Source organism: Nocardia sp. CA-084685 (assembly GCF_050955785.1).
In the GTDB taxonomy this organism is placed as follows: domain Bacteria; phylum Actinomycetota; class Actinomycetes; order Mycobacteriales; family Mycobacteriaceae; genus Nocardia.
Genome location: NZ_CP192094.1, coordinates 586292 through 604139, shown reverse-complemented (window position 1 = coordinate 604139; position 17848 = coordinate 586292). Strand labels below are relative to the sequence as shown.

Here is a 17848-nt window from a genome sequence, read left to right as displayed (position 1 = left end):
GTAGCCTGCGGTGCATGGCTTCTGTTTTCAGCGCGATCATCGAGGGCCAGCTGCCGGGCCGTTTCGTCTGGGAGGACGACGAATTCGTCGCATTCCTCACCATCGCCCCGGTGACGCAAGGGCACACACTGGTGGTCCCCCGCAAGGAGATCGATCAGTGGCAGGACGTCGACGCCGACACCTTCGCACGGCTCAACGGCGTCGCGCAGAAGATCGGCCGAGCGGTCCGCCAGGCCTGGGACGCCCCTCGCGCCGGCCTACTCATCGCCGGCCTGGAAGTCCCCCACCTGCACGTCCACGTCTTCCCCGCCTTCACCATGGGCAACTTCGACATCTCCGGCGCCAACCCCCACCCCACTCCCGAATCCCTCGACGAAGCCCAAACGAAAATCAAGTCCGCCCTCCGCGACCTGGGCTACGGATCCAACGTTCCCGATTGATCAGGCGTCGCTTCGGTGCGCCGGGTGGGTTGACCAGGCCGCATAGGTGTCGCGGAACGCCTCGCGGACGGTCGCCGCATCCGGCGCGTCTCGGCCTTCGATTCCGGAGACCACCTCGGCGACGCGCCAGTTGGACGGGACCAGTCAGCCGGAAGCCACGTCCGTGAGCGTGACGTCGGCCGCCTCATCCGGCTTGTCGGCCGCTAAGCCCAGGTTCATATTCGCCGTAGCGATTCGGCGCGTCGGCGCGGTCACACCGAATCGCCCGCGCTCATGTCTGGATCGACGCGGCGCAACGCTGATGCCAACCATTCGGACCGGCGGTGTTCGGCTGGCATCACTGCCAGCCCGTGTGTCGCCTCCCCAATTGCTTCGGCCGTCTGCCCCAGCAGCGCCAGCACACCGCCACGCTGCACAGCCCCGAATCCGGTACTCCACCAATACATCGACGCAGGGGGCTCAGCACCGTCCGCCGCTTCCGTCGCCGCATCGGCCAGAGCCATCGCGCGTTGCGCTTCGACCTTCTCTCCGTGCGCGGCCAATAGCTCGGCTCGCCGCATTCGCCCATAGGCCGTGATGACGGGGTGCACGTCCCCTACCGCCAGCGCGGCGTCCGACAGGGCGAGGACTTCGTCATAATTTCCCGCGCTCATAGTCACGTAGCCAAAGAAGCCCAGGCTGTGGGCAAGCCGGTCCGGGTCGCGAGACTCCTCCGCCAGGCTCACAGCGGTGCCGAGGCTACGCCGGGCAGCGGCATCAGCTCCGATCGCGTGCTCCAGCCACCCGCGATACTGCGTGATCTCCGACGCGAGGGACGCCGCATTACTCCGTCCCACACGCGCCTCGCCGGCAAATGTCTCGGTCATCTCGGCCATGCCCCGGACGGCGGGCAGAACTGTCAAAGCTCCTGCCGCGTCCTCGAATCGGCGCGTAGCAGCCAACATCACCGCCACGTCGGACAAGGCGGTGATGTCCACGCTGGCTGGTGCTCGCGCCACCGCCGTCAGCCGCTCCAAGTCCGCGCCGAGCACCCTTTCGTAGGCAGCGACGACACCGGCAGGTACCGGACGCTGGCCGGTCTCGATCAGCGACAGGTATGCCCTGCTGTAGTAGCTCCGCTCGGCCATCGCGCGCAGCGAGATACCCGCCGCCTCGCGAGCAGCGCGCATCAGCGCACCGGGTTCCATAAAGACCAGCCTAACGCGCACAGTGCGCTGGTAGACGCTGTAGACGCATGTGGACACCGAACTGATCCGTTCCCGAAAGCTCCACGCCTAGCGTGTTTTTCAGCCCCGCCGCCGGGTCGATGCCGTGGCCTCATCGCACCCCGTCGGCGGGTGCACACCAACACGGACAGCTGAAGGGGGCAAGCGATGGATCTCCCGGCGCGATTCGATGACGAGGATCTCCGCAAGCTTGCGATCGCCGCGGATGACGACGAGGGGTACCGCTATCTCCAGCGCGACGATGGCTCATGGGCATTGATCGATGGCGAGGGGTGGGAAGTCGAGTTCGCCGAACCCGACACCGACGCGATGTCGGCGATCGCAGCGGCGATGCGCGCGTCGATCGACATAGAGCCGGTGTCGGTCGAAGACACCGAGATCCGATGAGCGGCGGCTGGATCGTGCTCGGGTATGTCGTCGTGATCGGACTCCCCTTGGCCGTCGCAGTGCCGTCGCTCAGCGATTTTCGCGGGGGAGGCGGACGGTGAAGGTGGTGCCTTCGCCCTCGGCGCTTTCGACACTCACTGTGCCGTTGTGGGCGTCGACGAGGGCTTGGACGATGGACAGGCCGAGGCCGGTGCCGCCGCTGGCGCGGGTACGGGAGGTGTCGGTGCGGTAGAAGCGTTCGAATATGCGGTCGGCTTCCTCGGGCGGTAGGCCCGGACCGGTATCGGCGACTTCGAGCAGGACCTCGTCTTCGGTTGGGGTCAGCCGGACCGTGACGTCGGCGTCTGGCGGCGTATGTGTGAGGGCGTTGTTCATCAGGTTGGCCAGTATCTGACGCAGCCGCGCTTCGTCGCCGACCACTTCCAATGTTCCTGTGCCCGAACGGATCTCCAGTTCGACAGCGCGGTGCGGACCATCATCGCTATTGGCCGCGGCGACGGCGCGGGCGTTATGCACGGCGTCGCTGGCGAGGGCGAGCAGGTCGACCTGACCTAGTTCCAATGGGCGCTGCGCATCCAGTCGGGCCAGCATCAACAGATCCTCGACGAGCAGGCCCATGCGCTGGGCCTCGTGTTCGATGCGGTCCATGAACATGGCCGGATCCGCGGTCGCGCCCTGCCGATACAGTTCCGCGAAGCCACTGATGGTGGTTAGTGGGGTGCGCAGCTCATGACTCGCATCGGCGATGAAGCGACGCATCTTCGCCTCGGAGCGCCGGGCCGCCGACTCGGACGCTTCTGTCGCGGCGAAGGCCCGCTGGATCTGGGCGAGCATGCCGTTGAGCGATTGAGACAGCCGGTCGACCTCGGTATTGGTGCCGCGCACCGGAACTCGGCGATGCAGATCACCTGCGGCAATGGCGGCGGCGGTCTTCTCGACCGCGCGCAGCGGCCGCAGACTGCGTCGGATTACGAAGTAGGCGAGCACCGCCAGCGCGCCGAGCACCGCGGCGCCGACCATGAGCTGCAACATGATCAGTCGATTGGCGGTGTCGATATTCTCGGTGAGCGGTATCGCGACCGTTGTCGTCGTATCGGGCGAAACCGCCGTCATGGTCCGCCATTTGACCGTCGAGCCGTTCTTGGAACCGATGGTCACCGGTTTGGTGAGTACCTTGCTGCCCGGCGGATCCGTGCTCGGCCGCGTATCGGTCAATCGTGGCAGCTCGGGTTCGGCCTCCTCATTGAACGGCCTGGTCTCGAGATAAACGGTGCCGTTGCCGCCGGGGGTCGGCTCGATGCGGACATAGAAGGTGCTCGACGGATGCGGCGGATTCGAAGGAGTCGGCGGCCGCGGCCGCGACCACGCCATCACCGCATCGCGGAGCTGCTGATCGGTGCGGTGCAGCAGCGAATTCTCCAGCGCCGAGGTGACGACCATGCCCGAGGCGAACAGTCCGAGCGCGCAGAGCAGCACCAGCGCGAGCACGAGCGTCACCCGCAGCGGAATCGCCGAAGTAGCGCGGGCCAGTTTGCGACGGGTCCGTTCGATTCGAGAGGTGATCATTTCTCGGACTGGCGCATGCGATTCGGCGCGCGCATCACATAGCCAACGCCACGCAACGTGTGAATCAAACGCTGATCGCCCGTGTCGACCTTCTTACGCAGATATGAGACATACGTTTCGACCACGCCGACCTCACCCCCGAAGTCGTAGCGCCACACATGATCCAGGATGCGCGGCTTACTCAACACCGTCCCGGCGTTGACCATGAAATACCGCAGCAGGGTGAATTCGGTGGGCGACAACGCAACCGGCACGCCCGCCTTCCACACCTCGTGCGTGTCATCGTCGAGTTCGATGTCCTCGAACCGAATTCGCGAACTCTCGCGCTGCGGTGCGGTATGCCCGAACCGGCGCAAAACAACTCGCAGCCGGGCCACCACTTCCTCGAGGCTGAACGGTTTGGTGATGTAGTCGTCGGCGCCGAGGGTGAGTCCGGCGACCTTGTCCTGCACATCGTCGCGCGCGGTCAGGAACAGCACCGGCGCGTCGATGCCGTCGGCGCGCAGTCGGCGCAGCAGCCCGAAGCCGTCCATGCCAGGCATCATCACATCGACGATCAGCGCCTGCGGTCGGAAGGTGCGCGCCTTGTCCAGTGCCTGCGCCCCGTCGATCGCGGTGTCGACCGCGAACCCCTGATAACGCAGGCTCACCGACAGGAGCTCCACGATCATGGGTTCGTCGTCCACCACCAGTACCCGGGCCTCGGGCGTGGACTCCGCAGGCGCACCACTCATTGCTTCATAATCCGGCAATCGACTGGGAACTGCCTGGACCTTCCCTGGGTGATTCCTGTGAGGTGGTGTCAGCGACGGGGAGCTCGCGACTCCGGGTACACATCGTCGTCGGTCAGCAGTGCGCTGCCCGCGACCTGGTCCTGCGCCAGCGCTTCCAGGAACGACCGCGCCCAGCGATCCACGTCATGCGCGAGCACCTGACGGCGCAGGGAGCGCATTCGGCGACGACGCGTATCGCGGTCGTCCTCCAGCGCGGAGATGACGGCATCCTCGACGCTGTTCAGATCGTGCGGGTTGCACAAATACGCCTGGCGCAATTCGGCTGCGGCACCGGTGAATTCGCTCAATACCAACGCTCCGTTGAGGCCACTGTGACAGGCGACGTATTCCTTGGCGACCAGGTTCATCCCGTCGCGCAACGGAGTCACCAGCATGACGTCGGCGGCCACGAAGAAGGCGACGAGTTCGTCGCGCGCGATCGGCCGGTGCAGATAGTGCACGACCGGATACCCGACCCTGGCGAATTCGCCGTTGATCCGGCCGACCTGGCGCTCGATATCGCCGCGCATCTGGATATAGCTCTCCACCCGCTCGCGGCTCGGGGTGGCCAGTTGCACCATGACGGTATCGGCCGGATCCAGCCTGCCCTCCAGCAACAATTCCTCGAGCGCGGCGAGACGGATATCGATGCCCTTGGTGTAGTCCAAGCGGTCGACGCCGAGCAGGATATTTTTCGGATTGCCGAGTTCGGCACGGATTTTCGCGGCCCGTTCCCGGACCGAGCGGCGGCGGGAATGCTCGTCGAGTTCGGCCGAGGCGATCGAAATCGGGAACGCGCCCACCCGGACCGTGCGGAAACCCACCTGCACCACGCCGAGCTTGGAGCGCACACCGACGGTGCCGCGCGAAGTGGGCTGCCCGGCCAGTCTGCGAGCCAGGTAGAGGAAGTTCTGCGCGCCGCCGGGCAGGTGGAAGCCGATCAAGTCGGCGCCGAGCAGACCCTCGATGATTTCGGTCCGCCACGGCATCTGCATGAACAGCTCGACCGGTGGGAATGGAATGTGCAGGAAGAATCCGATGGTGAGATCGGGCCGCAGCATGCGCAGCATCTTCGGCACCAATTGCAATTGATAGTCCTGCACCCAGACGGTCGCGCCCTCGGCGGCGACCTTCGCGGTGGCCTCGGCGAAACGCCGGTTCACCGTGACATAGGCAGCCCACCAGGCCCGATCGTAGACCGGGCGCACGATCACATCGTGGTACAGCGGCCATAGCGTGCCGTTGGAGAAGCCCTCGTAATACTCGGAGACTTCCTCCGCCGATAGCGGCACCGGATGCAGTTCGAGGCCGTCCTCGATAATCGGATCGATATCTACATCCGGAACACCGGCCCAGCCGACCCAGGACCCCTTGTTGTTGCGGAGTACCGGCTCCAGCGCGGTCACCAGACCACCCGGGCTGCGCTTCCAGCGGGTGGAACCGTCGGGCAGTTTCTCCAGGTCGACCGGCAGCCGGTTGGCGACTACGACGAAGCCGGAACCGGCGCCGTTCACGTCGGCGAGGACGGAGGGGACCACCGTTGTGTCGGGTTCGGATGGGGGCTGTAGAAAGGCGTGTTCGGAGTCGTCGGACGGCTGTTGGGTCATCTGGTCCACTCACGCATCCTTTGCGCGTCGCTGTTCCCGGTGAAGTTATGAGATAGTCGACGGCCCCGTTGACGTCGAGGTGGTTACTCGCCCCGAGAGTTAGGCCCGATGCCCAGCATCGACAGCAGCATCCGGCATTCGTCCGCATCCTCCGCGTAGGCCGCGACAACGCGCTGCGCCTGACGGGCGGTCTCGTCGGCGAGTGGTTCCAGATCGTCGTCCGCGATGTCGTTCGCGCTGCTCTTCGCGGCCATCTTCTTGTCCTCCCGGCTCAGTACGCTCGTACGTGCGAATAGTCAATGGTATCTGGCCACCGTCCAGGTGTGCCGCACCTGGATGCGGGTGACCTAGGACACGTTCGGCGTCATACCCTTCGCTTGTTCATCGAAAACCGAGGCCCTATACCTTGGGAACGCAGGACCAACTCCACGAAAGGGTCGATATGCCACTGGCCACGGTGAACGGAATTTCACTCAACTACCAGGTCAAGGGCGACCGAGCCAAGGGCACGGAGGCGAAGGGCGCGGGTCCGCTGGTCGTCATGATCATGGGTACCGGCAGCCCGGGCAGGGTCTGGGAGTTGCATCAGGTCCCGGCGCTGGTCAAGGCGGGATATCGGGTCTGCACCTTCGACAATCGCGGCATCAAACCGTCCTATGAGGCGGCTGAGGGGATGACCATCGATCAGCTGGTCGGCGATACCGCCGGACTCATCGAACTGCTCGACGAGGGGCCGGCACTGGTGGTCGGCACGTCGATGGGCGCGCGGGTGGCCCAGGAACTCGCGCTGGCGCGTCCGGAATTGGTGCGCAAGGCCGTATTCATGGCCGGCCACGGCCGCCTCGACCAGTTCCAGAAGACGCTTTCGCTCGGCGAACACGAACTCGACGCCAGTGGGGTCACCCTGCCCGCGAAGTATGAGGCCGCGGTGACCGCGGTGATGAATATGTCGCCAGCGACCATGGCCGATCCGAACGCCGCGCGCGACTGGCTCGATCTGTTCGAATTCACCGGTGGTGCGGTGACGCCCGGCATCCGCGCCCAGCGCCGGATGGACCATGATTTCGACCGGGTGCAGGCCTACCGCGGCATCAAGGTGCCGTGCCTGGCCATCGGATTCGCCGACGATCGGATGATTCCGCCGTATCTGTCCAGGGAGGTTGCCGAGGTCATCCCCGGTGCGCGTTACCTGGAAGTTCCTGATGCGGGGCACTATGGCTATCTCGAACGTCCAGAAGCGGTGAACAAGATCCTGCTCGATTTCTTCGCGGCCTGAGGTAACCGCCTACGCGTAACGTCTGCCTTGCTAGGGTCGACACAACGCTCGGGGATCTTCCGGCGCTCGACAGCGTTGGACGAGCCAAGGGCAATCCCGTACACGCGCCAGTATCCAGTGAGGTGAAATTGAGCACCAATCCCTTCGATGACGAAGACGGCCGCTTCTTCGTTCTGGTCAACGATGAGGAACAGCATTCGCTGTGGCCGGCCTTTGCGGAGGTTCCGGCCGGATGGCGAGTCGTTTTCGGCGAGGACAGCCGCGCCGCGTGCGTGGAGTACGTCGAAAAGAACTGGACCGACATGCGTCCGAAGAGCCTGCGCGACGCCATGGCCGCCGATGACGCGGCCCGTCAGGGCGCCCAGTCCTGACTCGCGGTATCCGATACTGCGCCGGGCTCTGCTGAACCGTCACTGCGTGGCACCGTAAAGCCGGTGTCACGCAGCTGGCGCGCCCGGTTTGATTCGCACCGTTTTTCCAGAAAGACACCGTCCGCATCCTTGCTCAGTGGTAGAGCACCCGCCTTAAGCACTGGACCGATATGCGGCCCAAGAGCCTGCATAACGCGATGGCCGCCGACGACGCGGCGCGGCAGGCCGCCGCCCAGTCCTGGACCCGCGGTATCCCACACTGCGCCGATCTCTCACCGAGCTGCAGCAGGGTGTCGCCGTAACTGTTCACCTTGCTGCAGCGCAGTAGTCCTCAGCCTAGTAAGACTGCCCGTTGGCGTATCTCTCACGCCGAGAGTGCCTACCGTTGCCCCGGTTCCGGCTCTTGTACGTCGGCAGCTGGGAGTCGCAGTTCGGGCAGATGAGCCGCAGGTTCTCCCGTCGATTGTGAGTGGGATCGCCATCAATGTGGTCAAGGATGAACGCGAGTGGGCGCCCGCACCATTCGCTCCTAATACCGCATATCGCGCATCTGCGGCTCTGGGCGTCGGTCAGGTAATCACGGAGATAATGCCCTTGGTGGCCGCGTACTCGAGCTTCACCTGTATGCAACCACCGCTCGGTCAGGGCTTTGCGCTGGGTGCCTGCTGGCATCCCAGACTGCAGTAGACCCGCTGACTCCGTTTGACCAGCGCAGCGGCGCACCCCTTGCATCGCCTCACGCTGTGGACGCTACCGCTACCCACCGACAATGCCGGAGGATCGCTAAGACGCCGCCGGGCACCGGAAACCCGGTGTCGCGCCGTCGGTGCGCCCCGTTATGATGGCAACCGCTTCACCCGCCTCCTTAGCTCAGTGGTAGAGCACCGCTCTTGTAAAGCGAAGGTCGTCAGTTCAATCCTGACAGGGGGCTCCGATACGGGCGCGCCACTAACGGCGCGCCCGTTCTCGTTGGGTCTTGCATTCGGCAAGCTCGTCGGCGCTGCTAGCTGGAGCGATTGGCGAACGGACGCTTGCCGTACATGGCTACGAAGTCAGCGATCAGCGCCTTTTCCAGAGCCCGGGCGTCGTCTTCCGGGCGCCATCCGACGAGCAGGTAGGTCCGCGCTGTCGGCGAGCTGCCAGATCATTCGTCCGCCCCAGTGGGCGACGGGTTGCCCCGCCCCGTGCCGTCGGTACTCATCCAACCGCTTACGCAGCCCCGCCTGCCGGACGCGCCGGCGTTCGCCTTCCCGATATAGACGACAGGTTCGCCCGGCACCCACGACATCTGCAGCTCCGCGAGCGGAACCGAAGGATCCTTGCCCTTGAACCACCCCGCCGGGGCTCTGCGCGGCAAGAAGACAGGTGGTGCCGCACCGATCCGCGTGACTACATAGACCTCTGACCTGACTCCGTCGGCACATCGCTTGCCGCCAACTCGGCGAAGCCGTACGAATCCGCTGAACCCGGACAGTGCAAATGTCATGTCAGGAGTTGACCGATCCGGTGCGCCGGTTCAGACGCTGACTGCGACCGCGTACTGCTGATGGTTCAGGCCCGCGCTCGGTATCCGCGCCACCGACACGGGCACACGGCCCCAGGTCGAGCTGCCCGGCCGCCTTCTAACGCTCGGAACACACGCGGAGGAGTTCAGACGGCAGGGACAGCGGTCGGCTAGATCGGCGTGACTGCGGAAACCAGCCAGCGGCCGTCGTTCTTGTCGAGGCTTACCCGGACTCGGCTGGTGCTGATATTCGCTTGGGGGGAGTCCTTGCCGGTGCTTACCTGGTTCAGGTAGAGCAGGACTACTGCGTGGGCGGGTTCGGCGGAGACTACGCCGGTGGCCTGGGTGGTGGCCTGGACGTTGAGTTCCTTTTCCTTGGCGCCGGGGGCGATGGCTTCCTTGATCAGTTTCAGGTAGTCGTCGCGGAAGCTGCCGCCGAGATTGTCGGCGGCCTTCGGCAATTCGGCGTCCACCGTTTTGAAGTTGTAGGTGAACATCGCTTCGACGGTGCGCTGCGCCGCGGGGACGGCCTGGGTGCGGGCCTGTTCGCTCTTGCGGTCGTTCCAGTACTTGTATCCGGTGACGCCGCAGATGGCCGCCAGCGCGACGATGACGAGGGCGATCGCGGACGCCACCAGAATCAAACGCCTGCGCCCACCCGTCACCCGACCGCCGCCCCTCATCGAATCGCTACGCGATGCTGTCATGCCACGAACTCCACTTGTGAGGCGGTGATCCCGTTGTCGCCGCGGGTGACGGTGACCCGGAATCGGTAGAACCGCGTCTGCGGATCCGCCATACCCGCATTGGTCAGGGTCTGCTTGGCGGCGACCAGCACGCGGGCCGAATCCCCGTCCTCGCTCTCGATGGCGGATTCGACGATCTCACCGGTGGCCTTCACCTTGGCCTGTTCGACAACGCTGGCATAGGCATCCTTGCGCTGGGAGTATTCGGCCTTGAGTTCGCCGGAGGCGACCGCCAGGACGCGGTCGATATCGGCCTTGGCGGTGTCGTCCTTGATCGTGGTGAGATTGAGAATCGCCTGTTTGGCGGTCTGGACGTAGTCCGCGCGCCGCGCATCACGGTCGGAGGCGGTGTGCAGGCTGTATGCGAAGAATCCGGTGCCGATCACCAGCGCGATCGCCACGACCGCGGCCGCGACGGCAGCGGCAACGAGAACCCAGCGCGGTGGAGCGGACTGCGCAGCGCCATCGACAACCTCATCGGCGACGTTGGGTATCTCCAGCGTCGTCACCGGTTCGGCATCCTCGCTCGGAGTGTCCGACTCGGCCTTGGTCACCTTGACGGTGACATCGACGGCCTTGGACAGCTCGACACCTTCGGTCTCGAGCGGGAGCGTGTCCTCCGGCGGCGGACCCGCCGAACGCACCGCCCGTCGCCTCGGCCGAGCCTTGACCACACTGGATTCACTCATGCCCGCACCTCGCTGACGCTCGGTTCCGGCATGCGCGAAGCACGCTGTGACATTGTTCGTTCGGTGCGCTCTCTCACTGCTGCTGCTCCTGAAGCATCGCCTGCCAACTCGACGGTATCGTGCCGGATCCGTCCTTTCCGATATCCCCCTGACGGTACGTGCGTCCGTCCGGTCCCATGAACGTCCCACTGCCGGGATCCAATGTCGTACTGTGCGCGGCCGGGTGGGTCGACCCCTGATCGCCGATCGGGTCGCCCGAGGGCGTCACCGGCTGCGGTGCACCGAATGCCGGGTTATTGCCTTCGGGCACATAGCCGTTCGGATCGCGGCACAGCTCCGGCGATGGCGCCCGCTTACCCGGCACCTCCATACACGGCGTATTGCGGATACCGCGCACGGCCTCCTTGGCGTTCTGCGCCACCTTGCAGTACAGCCCGGGCGGCGTATCCGGAGTGTCGAGCTGCGCGGGTGAGCGGCGCTGTTCCGGCGTGAGGAAGCCGGTGGTGCAGCCGGGCGGATCGTTGAGCTCCAGATGGAAGTCCACGACGGCACCGTATTCGACGGGGCCGCGGATGGCCGTCAGGAACGCGGCGGTCAGCGGCGGAAAAACCACCAGGATCTGTTCCAGACCGGAGTGATAGGTCACCGCGACCTGACCAACGCTGACCAGATTCGACAGCAGAATCGGCAGGGTCGGGCGCAGGTCCTGGAACAGCGTACTCACCTGCTGTGCCGCACCGGGCGTCTTCTCGATGACATTGCGCAATGCCGGATCATGGGCGCGCAATTGGTCGGTGACCGTTGCCAGGTCCTGGGTCCACGACCGGATCGCCGCATCGGACTGATTCTGCGTATCCAGCAGCGGCCCGATCTTTTCCAGCAGATCCTTGGTCGGCTCGGCATTCGCCTGAGCCTCCTGCACCAGCAGCGATGCGGAATCGATGAACTTCTGCAGATCCGGCCCGGCTCCGTTGAAGGCTGTGAACGCGTCGTCGATCACCTGCCGGAGCTTGGTATCGGCAATGCTGGACAGCAGACGATCGGAGCGATCGAGCACAGTGCCGATATCCTCGGGCAGTTTGGTGCGTTCCACCGGAACCACCGACCCGTCGGAAAGGTTGCCGCCCTTGGCATCAGCGGCCGGTACCAGATCGACGTATTGCTCACCGATGGCCGAAACACTGCGCACCCAAGCGTCGACATCGGAGGGGATCTTGTAATCACTGTCAATGGACAGCTTCGCGTCCACACCCGCCGGGGTGAGCCGAACTTCTTCCACCTTGCCGACATTCGTGCCGCGGTAGGCGACATTGGCGGTCGGATACAGCCCGCCGGTGGCCAACAATTCGACCGTCACCTCATAGCGACCGATGCCGAACATGGCGGGCAGCCCCACGTAGGTACCACCCATCACCACCAAGCCGATCACCGTCAGCACCGAGAAGATGGCCAACTGGATCCGGACGAAGCGCGTGAGTTTCATCGGCCCGCACCTTCCTGCCCGACGGGTGGAACGGTGAGGCCCGGAATCGCGGGCAGACCCGGAATCGGGGGCAGCCCAGGGATACTCGGCGTCGGAGCGGGTGTCGCCGGTGGCTGCAACGGTGCCGTCGCCGGATCGCTATTGCCCTCCGCCGAACCGGCCAGACCGCCGAGTGCGCCCTCGACCCCGCCGAACCGACCGCCGAGCGGGGTGCCGGTGAGGAAGTTCGAATCCAACCGCTTGCCCGTGATATCGACGGTCATGAGCAGGTTCATGTAATCGCCCTTGACCGCGTGATCGAGATTCTTCATCGGGAAGGGGAAGGTGAAGATCAGCTTCAGGACCTCGACCAGGCTGTTGCCAGTGCTGGCCAGCGTCTCCAGCACGGGTGCCAGATTCGCCAGATTCGCCTTCAGATTGTCCCCACCCTGCGCGATGATCCGCTGCACCACATCGCTCAGATCGCCAAGGGCGGTCAGGGTATGCGTGATGTTCTCGCGCCGATCGGCGAGCACGGTGAGCGCCGGATGGATCTGTTCGATCGCCGCGGCCACCCGATCCTTCTGCTCGGCCAGCGTGCCGGTGAACCGGTCGAGTCCGCCCATCGCATCGATGATGTCTTTGGTCTGCGAATCCAGTGTGGTGGTCAGCTCGGTCAGCTGCGGCAACAGATCCCGGATCGCATCCTCGCGACCGTTGAATGCGGCATTGAGTTCGTGGGTAATGGTTTCGAGCTGACTGATGCCACCGCCATTGAGCACCACCGACAGCGATGACAGGGTCTGCTCGGTAGTGGGATAGACATCGGCGCGATCCAGCGGGATCAGATCGCCGTTCTTCAGCTCACCCTGTGCCGGAACATCTTTCGGCGCGGCGAGTTCGAGGTGATTGCTACCGAGCAGACTGGTCTGCCCGATTCGGGCGGTCGCATTGGCTGGCAGCTGCACATCGTGGTTCAACCTGACGGTGACCAGCGCGTGCCAGCCTTCCACCTCGATCTTCGACACCGTGCCGACCGTCACGTCGTGCACGCGGACCGGCGAATTGCGGGTCAACGTGGTGACATTGGGCATCTGGATCTCGACTTCATAGGCATTCGGATCACTTCCGGCGGTACCGGGCATGGGCAGCGAATTGAGCCCGTCCCACTCGCAGCCGCTGACGCCGAGCACGACGGCCAATCCGATTGCCGCACCGGCCATTCGCGTGCGCATCATCGCCCTCCTCCCGGAATGGCCAGCCCGGCGATACCGTTCGGCACCGTGACCGGATCCGATTGCGGCACCGAATCACTCGGTCCGCGCGCGGCCAGACTCGGCGGACTGTAGACGAGCTGGTTCGGGAACGCGGTTTGGTTGGAAACCGGATTGGCAAGCAGCGGGGGGTAATTCATCATGAGCTGCTGGATGACCGGTGCCAGATATTGGCGGCACAGGGCAGCGCTCTGATCGGAACCGTTGGCATCGTTCGCCTCGACCGCGCCGCACAGGAAGGCGAAGGGGTTGGCGAAGTTCGGCGCGACGACCGCACCGGTGAGGCTGCCTTGGGCCGGATCGTAGATCTGATAGAAGTTCACCAGAGACGTCGGTCCGGAATGCAATACCTGCTCGAGCTGGGGCCGCTTATCCGCGAGGATCTGGGTGACCTCGGCCAGTCGCTGCACACCTTCGGTCAGCGCCCCACCGCGCTCTTGAATGAACCGCTGAACATCACCGACGGCGATGTCGAGATTGTCCAGCCCGGCACCGAGATCACCGGAAACATTCGCGAGCACCGACGAGACCGAGGCGAGTCGACCGCCGAATTGGACGATCTGGTCGTTGCTCTTGGACAGCACATCCACGAACTGCTGCAGATTGCGGATGGTGCCGAACAGATCGGTGCGCCCGTCCGACAACGTGCTCAACGTATGCGACAGCTCGCGCAGCGTATCGCGCAGCGCCTGCGCATTGCCATTGCCGAGATTGTCGGCGGCGGTATTCACGAACCGTCCGAACGAACCCTGCTTATCGTCGCCGACCGGTCCCAATGTGGTTGCCAACCTGGATAATTCGGCCTTGATGTCATCCCATTCGACCGGAACCGCGGTGTGCTCGATCGGAATCACACTGCCGTCGTGCATCTTCGGCCCACCGGTGTAGGCCGGGGCCAATTGGATGAACCGCGCCGACACCAGCGATGGCGAAATGATGACCGCCTTGGCATCCGCGGGGATCTCGATACCGCGATCGAGCGTCATCGCGACGCGGACCTGGTCCCTACCGGGATCGATGGAGTCGATCCGGCCGACCGCGACGCCGAGCACCCGCACCTCGTCACCGGCGTACAGGCCGGTCGTGGACGGGAAATAGGCGGTGATCGAGGTCCTTCCGATCCGCGATATCAGTGACCACCCACCGGCGATCACCAGCGCGGCGATGACGACCAGCGCGAGCACCCGCACCCACCGCGGTGCCGAACGAACAGTGCGCATTGCATTCATCGCGGCGGCTCCTGAATCGCGGGCTCGATCGACGGCAACGCGGGGTCGGTCAGATATGCGCGGAAGGAATCGGGCACATGCTGCGGCCAGACCAGCGCGTCGACGAGTATCTGCAGGCCGCGCGTAGTCGCGTTCGAGACATATGCCTGGAAGTACGGACCGCTGCCGACCTGTTCACCGAGCGCGGCCGAGAACGGGCCGAGTCCATCGAGCGCTTTCGACAGGTTGTCTTTATTGGATTGCAGCAGTGCCAGCACCGAATTCAGCCGGTCCAGTGTGGGTTTCAGCTGTGCCTCGTTGTCGTTGACGAGGCCGGTCAGCTGCTGGGCCAGCCCATTGATGTACACGATCAACTGACTGAGCGCGCCGCGCCGCCGATCCAGTTCGCCGAGCAACTCATTGCCGTCGACCAGCAGCGCATTGATCTGATTGCTCCGGTCGGCGAGCACCTTGGTGACGTTCTGCGCCCGGCGGAGCAACTCGGTCAGCGCCTGATCTCTGGCATTCAGGCTGCGCGAGAGTTGCGTGACACCGTCGAGTGCCGACCGCAGTGGGGCCGGAGTATTGGCGAAGGTCGTGGACAATGCGTCGAGTGTCTGGTTGACCTGGTCCATATCCAGGCCTTTGACGGTATTCGTCAAATCGCCGAGCGCGTCGGTGAGCGAATACGGCGAGGTGGTGCGGTCCAACGGAATGGTGTCGTCGGTGCGGGTCGAACCGCTGCCCGCCGGAGTCACCTCCAGCGATTTGCGGCCGAGTACCGTATTGGTTTTGATGGCGGCACTCGTCTTATTGCCCAGCACGATTTCCTCGTCCAGTGTGAACCGCACGTAGACCTTCGCACCATCCAGCTTCACCTGCTCGACGCGTCCCGACTTCACACCCGCGACCTGCACATTGTCACCGGGAACCAGTCCGCCCGCATCGGCGAAGTAGGCGGTATAGGTCGCGCCGGAGCGAATGAAAGGCAGCCGGTCCACCTGCAGTGCGGACAGCGACACCGTGGTCGCTACGACAATGCCGATAATGCCGAGCGAGACTGCGCGTGATCGGGTTTCGTTCATCGGGTCTTCGCACACCTTCCCGTCGTCTGCAACCCGGGCAGGGTGATGTGCAACGGCTTGCCGTCCGGCCCGTCGACAATGAAGTTCGTGCCGCACACGTACATATTCAGGAACGATCCGTAGGAACCGATCCGGACCAGCTTCTTATAGGTTTCGGGCAGCCGATCCAACACCCATTGAATGGTGTCGGAACCGTCGTCGAGTGTGGCGGCGAGGGTGCCGGTCTGCTCGATGGTGGTCTTCAGATCCGGGCGGGCCTGCTGCAGCAGATCGGTCAGGTCCCCGGTCGCGCCGGCGATCCGCGGCAGGGCGGCGCCGATCGGATCCTTATCGGCGGCCAAACCGCTGACCAGCCGCTGCAATTCCTCGAGGGTGGTGGCGAACTGCTGATCGCGGTCATCGATCGTGGCGAGCACGGTCTTCAGATTCTCGATCACGCTGCCGATCAACGCATCTCGATCGGCGAGGGTTTTGGCGAACGATCCGGAACTGTTCAGCAGCGCGACGAGCGTGCCGCCCTGCCCTTGGAAAACCTGGAGCAGCGCCTCGGTCAGATCGTTCACCTGAGCCGGGTCGAGGCCGCGCAACAGCGGTTTGAAGCCACCGAGCAACATATCGAGATCGAGTGCGGGCGAGGTGCGTTCGAGGCCGATCGTGGCGCCCTTGGACATCACCTTCGCGGTGCCCGGCCCCTCCAGCAGTTCGAGATACCGGTCCCCGACCAGGTTTTCGTAGCGGATGGTCGCCTTGGTGCTGGTGTAGAGCCGGTACTTGCTGTCCACATCGAAGTCGACGTGCGCGAGATTGTCCTTGCCGACATGCACCCCGGTCACCGAACCCACCGGCACACCGGCGATTCGAACCTTGGCGCCGTCCAATATGCCGGAGGAGCTGGTGAAGACCGCGTGATAGCCGCTCTCCCTGGCGAAGCGCATCTGACTGAAAACCACCACCAGTCCGGCCAATACCAGCGCCATCACCAGCGTGAAGATGGTCAGCTTGACGGTTGTCGCGCGCGGTTTCACAGCTGCCCCACCCCCGGCAATCCGGCGAACAGCAACTGGAACACCTTGGGCCCGTTGAGATGTGTGGTCGTCGAGGGCGTCCACACGTGCCCATCGGAGGTGTCGGTGACCACGAAGTTCGCGTGGCTGTCCGGTACTCGGTCCAGCACGCCCTCGCAGTGCGGCCCGCCGGTGGCGTTCACCTTCGGTAGATCCTGCGGGTACTGGTAGGCATCGGCACCTGGCATGAAACTCGCATTCAGCGGCACCGCGTCGTACCGTCCGCCGAAGATGTCCTCACCGATCGGGAGCACATTGGCCAGGCCGACGACCAGACAGTACAGCGCGGGCTTGTAGTCATCGAGCAGTTGGGTGGTCGGACGCAGCAGATCCAGCGCCGTCACCAGCGGCTGTTCGTTCTCGTGCAGCACCGAGCCGGTGGTATCGGCCAATCCGATGAGGTTGACCAGCATGGCATCGACGTTCTCCTGCTCCTCGACGAGCGTTGCGGCCGTCACGGTCACGTTGTCGGTCGTGCGCAGCAGATCCGGCACGGTATCGGCATACAGGTTGGTGACGCCGGTCGAGGAGACCAGATCCCGTTGCAGCGCGGGCAGACTCGGATTGATATCGCGCAGGTAGGCATCGCTGCGGGCGAGCAGATCACCGAGCTTCTCACCACGCCCCTGCAGCGCGGTGCCCAGTGCCGACAGTGTGGCATTGAGCTTTTCGGGCTCGATCTTCTGCAGCACATCGGTCAGATGCTGGAACAGCGTATTGAATTCGACGGTCACGGATTCGGCCGTCACGGTCGATCCGGGCTTCAGCGGTGTCGACGAAGGCTGGTCCGGCGCAGTGAAATTGATGTACTTGGCGCCGAATACCGTGGTGGACTTGATATCCACGGTCGCGTTGGACGGAACCATTTTCAGCAGTTCGGGATCCATCGCCAACGTCAGCTCGGCGCCCTCGGCGGTCTGCTTGATCTGCGAGACCCGCCCGATCTCCACACCGCGAATCTTCACCTTGGCGTCGGGATCGAGCACCAAGCCGCTTCGTGGTGCGTCCACCATGACGGTCACCGTCTTGGTGAATCCGCCGACGAACATGACCATCGCGACGGACACGATCGCGACCAGCGCGATCACCATGCCGAGCCCGGCGAGCTTGAGCCCGAGCCCGCCGCGCAGTGCCGCGCTGAGGCCGCTTCCCGATTGCTTCGTTGCCATA

Annotated in this window: 17 protein-coding genes, 1 tRNA gene and 1 pseudogene; 5 read left to right on the top strand and 14 right to left on the bottom strand. The window is 64.4% G+C overall.

What is annotated here, in order from left to right:
* The first annotated feature begins 14 nt into the window (after positions 1–14).
* The gene (locus tag ACQP2U_RS02705; RefSeq protein ID WP_397030488.1) at positions 15–440 is read left to right on the top strand and encodes an HIT family protein; all 426 of its coding nucleotides are present in this window, start codon (positions 15–17) and stop codon (positions 438–440) included.
* 251 nt (positions 441–691) lie between these two features.
* On the opposite strand, the gene ACQP2U_RS02700 is transcribed toward ACQP2U_RS02705, so the two are convergent.
* Positions 692–1627: a helix-turn-helix domain-containing protein gene (locus ACQP2U_RS02700; RefSeq protein ID WP_433713225.1), complete on the bottom strand. Its 936-nt coding sequence runs from the start codon at positions 1625–1627 to the stop codon at positions 692–694.
* A gap of 186 nt (positions 1628–1813) precedes the next feature.
* Here ACQP2U_RS02700 and ACQP2U_RS02695 point away from each other — a divergent pair, with 186 nt between their 5' ends.
* Positions 1814–2053 (top strand): hypothetical protein, encoded by a 240-nt coding sequence (locus tag ACQP2U_RS02695; protein ID WP_433713223.1) that lies wholly within the window; start codon positions 1814–1816, stop codon positions 2051–2053.
* 69 nt (positions 2054–2122) lie between these two features.
* On the opposite strand, the gene ACQP2U_RS02690 is transcribed toward ACQP2U_RS02695, so the two are convergent.
* From ACQP2U_RS02690 to ACQP2U_RS02675, 4 genes are all read right to left on the bottom strand, one after another.
* Entirely contained in the window at positions 2123–3619 is a 1497-nt protein-coding gene (locus tag ACQP2U_RS02690) for a sensor histidine kinase (RefSeq protein WP_433713221.1), read from the bottom strand.
* Positions 3616–4353 carry a response regulator transcription factor gene (locus tag ACQP2U_RS02685; RefSeq protein ID WP_397030492.1) on the bottom strand — a complete coding sequence of 246 codons (738 nt, stop codon included), beginning with the start codon at positions 4351–4353 and terminating at the stop codon, positions 3616–3618. The genes ACQP2U_RS02690 and ACQP2U_RS02685 overlap by 4 nt, the downstream gene beginning before the upstream one ends.
* A gap of 68 nt (positions 4354–4421) precedes the next feature.
* Positions 4422–5999, bottom strand: a complete 1578-nt coding sequence (locus ACQP2U_RS02680) for an alpha,alpha-trehalose-phosphate synthase (UDP-forming) (protein ID WP_433716348.1) — start codon at positions 5997–5999, stop codon at positions 4422–4424.
* A gap of 83 nt (positions 6000–6082) precedes the next feature.
* A complete protein-coding gene (locus tag ACQP2U_RS02675; protein WP_169338030.1) occupies positions 6083–6253 on the bottom strand; it encodes a hypothetical protein in 171 nt (56 codons plus the stop codon).
* A 188-nt stretch (positions 6254–6441) separates the two neighbouring features.
* Between ACQP2U_RS02675 and ACQP2U_RS02670 the strand changes: the two genes are divergently transcribed.
* Positions 6442–7275: an alpha/beta fold hydrolase gene (locus ACQP2U_RS02670; protein WP_397030493.1), complete on the top strand. Its 834-nt coding sequence runs from the start codon at positions 6442–6444 to the stop codon at positions 7273–7275.
* A gap of 128 nt (positions 7276–7403) precedes the next feature.
* A complete protein-coding gene (locus ACQP2U_RS02665) occupies positions 7404–7646 on the top strand; it encodes an MbtH family protein (RefSeq protein WP_011207082.1) in 243 nt (80 codons plus the stop codon).
* Positions 7647–7982: 336 nt separating this feature from the next.
* Here ACQP2U_RS02665 and ACQP2U_RS02660 read toward each other — a convergent pair.
* Positions 7983–8386: pseudogene (locus ACQP2U_RS02660) on the bottom strand (HNH endonuclease).
* A 119-nt stretch (positions 8387–8505) separates the two neighbouring features.
* On the opposite strand from ACQP2U_RS02660, the gene ACQP2U_RS02655 reads away from it, so the two are divergent.
* Positions 8506–8577: transfer RNA gene (locus ACQP2U_RS02655), tRNA-Thr, on the top strand.
* Between the two features lie 743 nt (positions 8578–9320).
* Here ACQP2U_RS02655 and ACQP2U_RS02650 read toward each other — a convergent pair.
* The 8 genes from ACQP2U_RS02650 to ACQP2U_RS02615 form a co-directional block, all read right to left on the bottom strand.
* The gene (locus ACQP2U_RS02650; RefSeq protein ID WP_433713219.1) at positions 9321–9857 is read right to left on the bottom strand and encodes a h domain protein; all 537 of its coding nucleotides are present in this window, start codon (positions 9855–9857) and stop codon (positions 9321–9323) included.
* Positions 9854–10585, bottom strand: coding sequence for a hypothetical protein (locus ACQP2U_RS02645; protein ID WP_433713218.1), 732 nt, complete (start codon positions 10583–10585; stop codon positions 9854–9856). The genes ACQP2U_RS02650 and ACQP2U_RS02645 overlap by 4 nt, the downstream gene beginning before the upstream one ends.
* Positions 10586–10658: 73 nt before the next feature.
* Positions 10659–12068: an MCE family protein gene (locus tag ACQP2U_RS02640; RefSeq protein ID WP_433713216.1), complete on the bottom strand. Its 1410-nt coding sequence runs from the start codon at positions 12066–12068 to the stop codon at positions 10659–10661.
* Complete coding sequence (locus ACQP2U_RS02635; RefSeq protein WP_433713215.1) at positions 12065–13285, bottom strand: MCE family protein; 1221 nt, start codon at positions 13283–13285, stop codon at positions 12065–12067. Before ACQP2U_RS02635 ends, ACQP2U_RS02640 begins: the two co-directional genes overlap by 4 nt.
* Entirely contained in the window at positions 13282–14550 is a 1269-nt protein-coding gene (locus ACQP2U_RS02630) for an MCE family protein (RefSeq protein ID WP_433713213.1), read from the bottom strand. The genes ACQP2U_RS02635 and ACQP2U_RS02630 overlap by 4 nt, the downstream gene beginning before the upstream one ends.
* Positions 14547–15614 (bottom strand): MCE family protein, encoded by a 1068-nt coding sequence (locus ACQP2U_RS02625; protein WP_433713211.1) that lies wholly within the window; start codon positions 15612–15614, stop codon positions 14547–14549. Before ACQP2U_RS02625 ends, ACQP2U_RS02630 begins: the two co-directional genes overlap by 4 nt.
* On the bottom strand, positions 15611–16639 hold the full coding sequence (locus ACQP2U_RS02620; RefSeq protein WP_433713210.1) for an MCE family protein: 1029 nt from the start codon (positions 16637–16639) through the stop codon (positions 15611–15613). Before ACQP2U_RS02620 ends, ACQP2U_RS02625 begins: the two co-directional genes overlap by 4 nt.
* The gene (locus ACQP2U_RS02615) at positions 16636–17847 is read right to left on the bottom strand and encodes an MCE family protein (RefSeq protein ID WP_433713209.1); all 1212 of its coding nucleotides are present in this window, start codon (positions 17845–17847) and stop codon (positions 16636–16638) included. The genes ACQP2U_RS02620 and ACQP2U_RS02615 overlap by 4 nt, the downstream gene beginning before the upstream one ends.
* Position 17848: the final 1 nt, after the last annotated feature.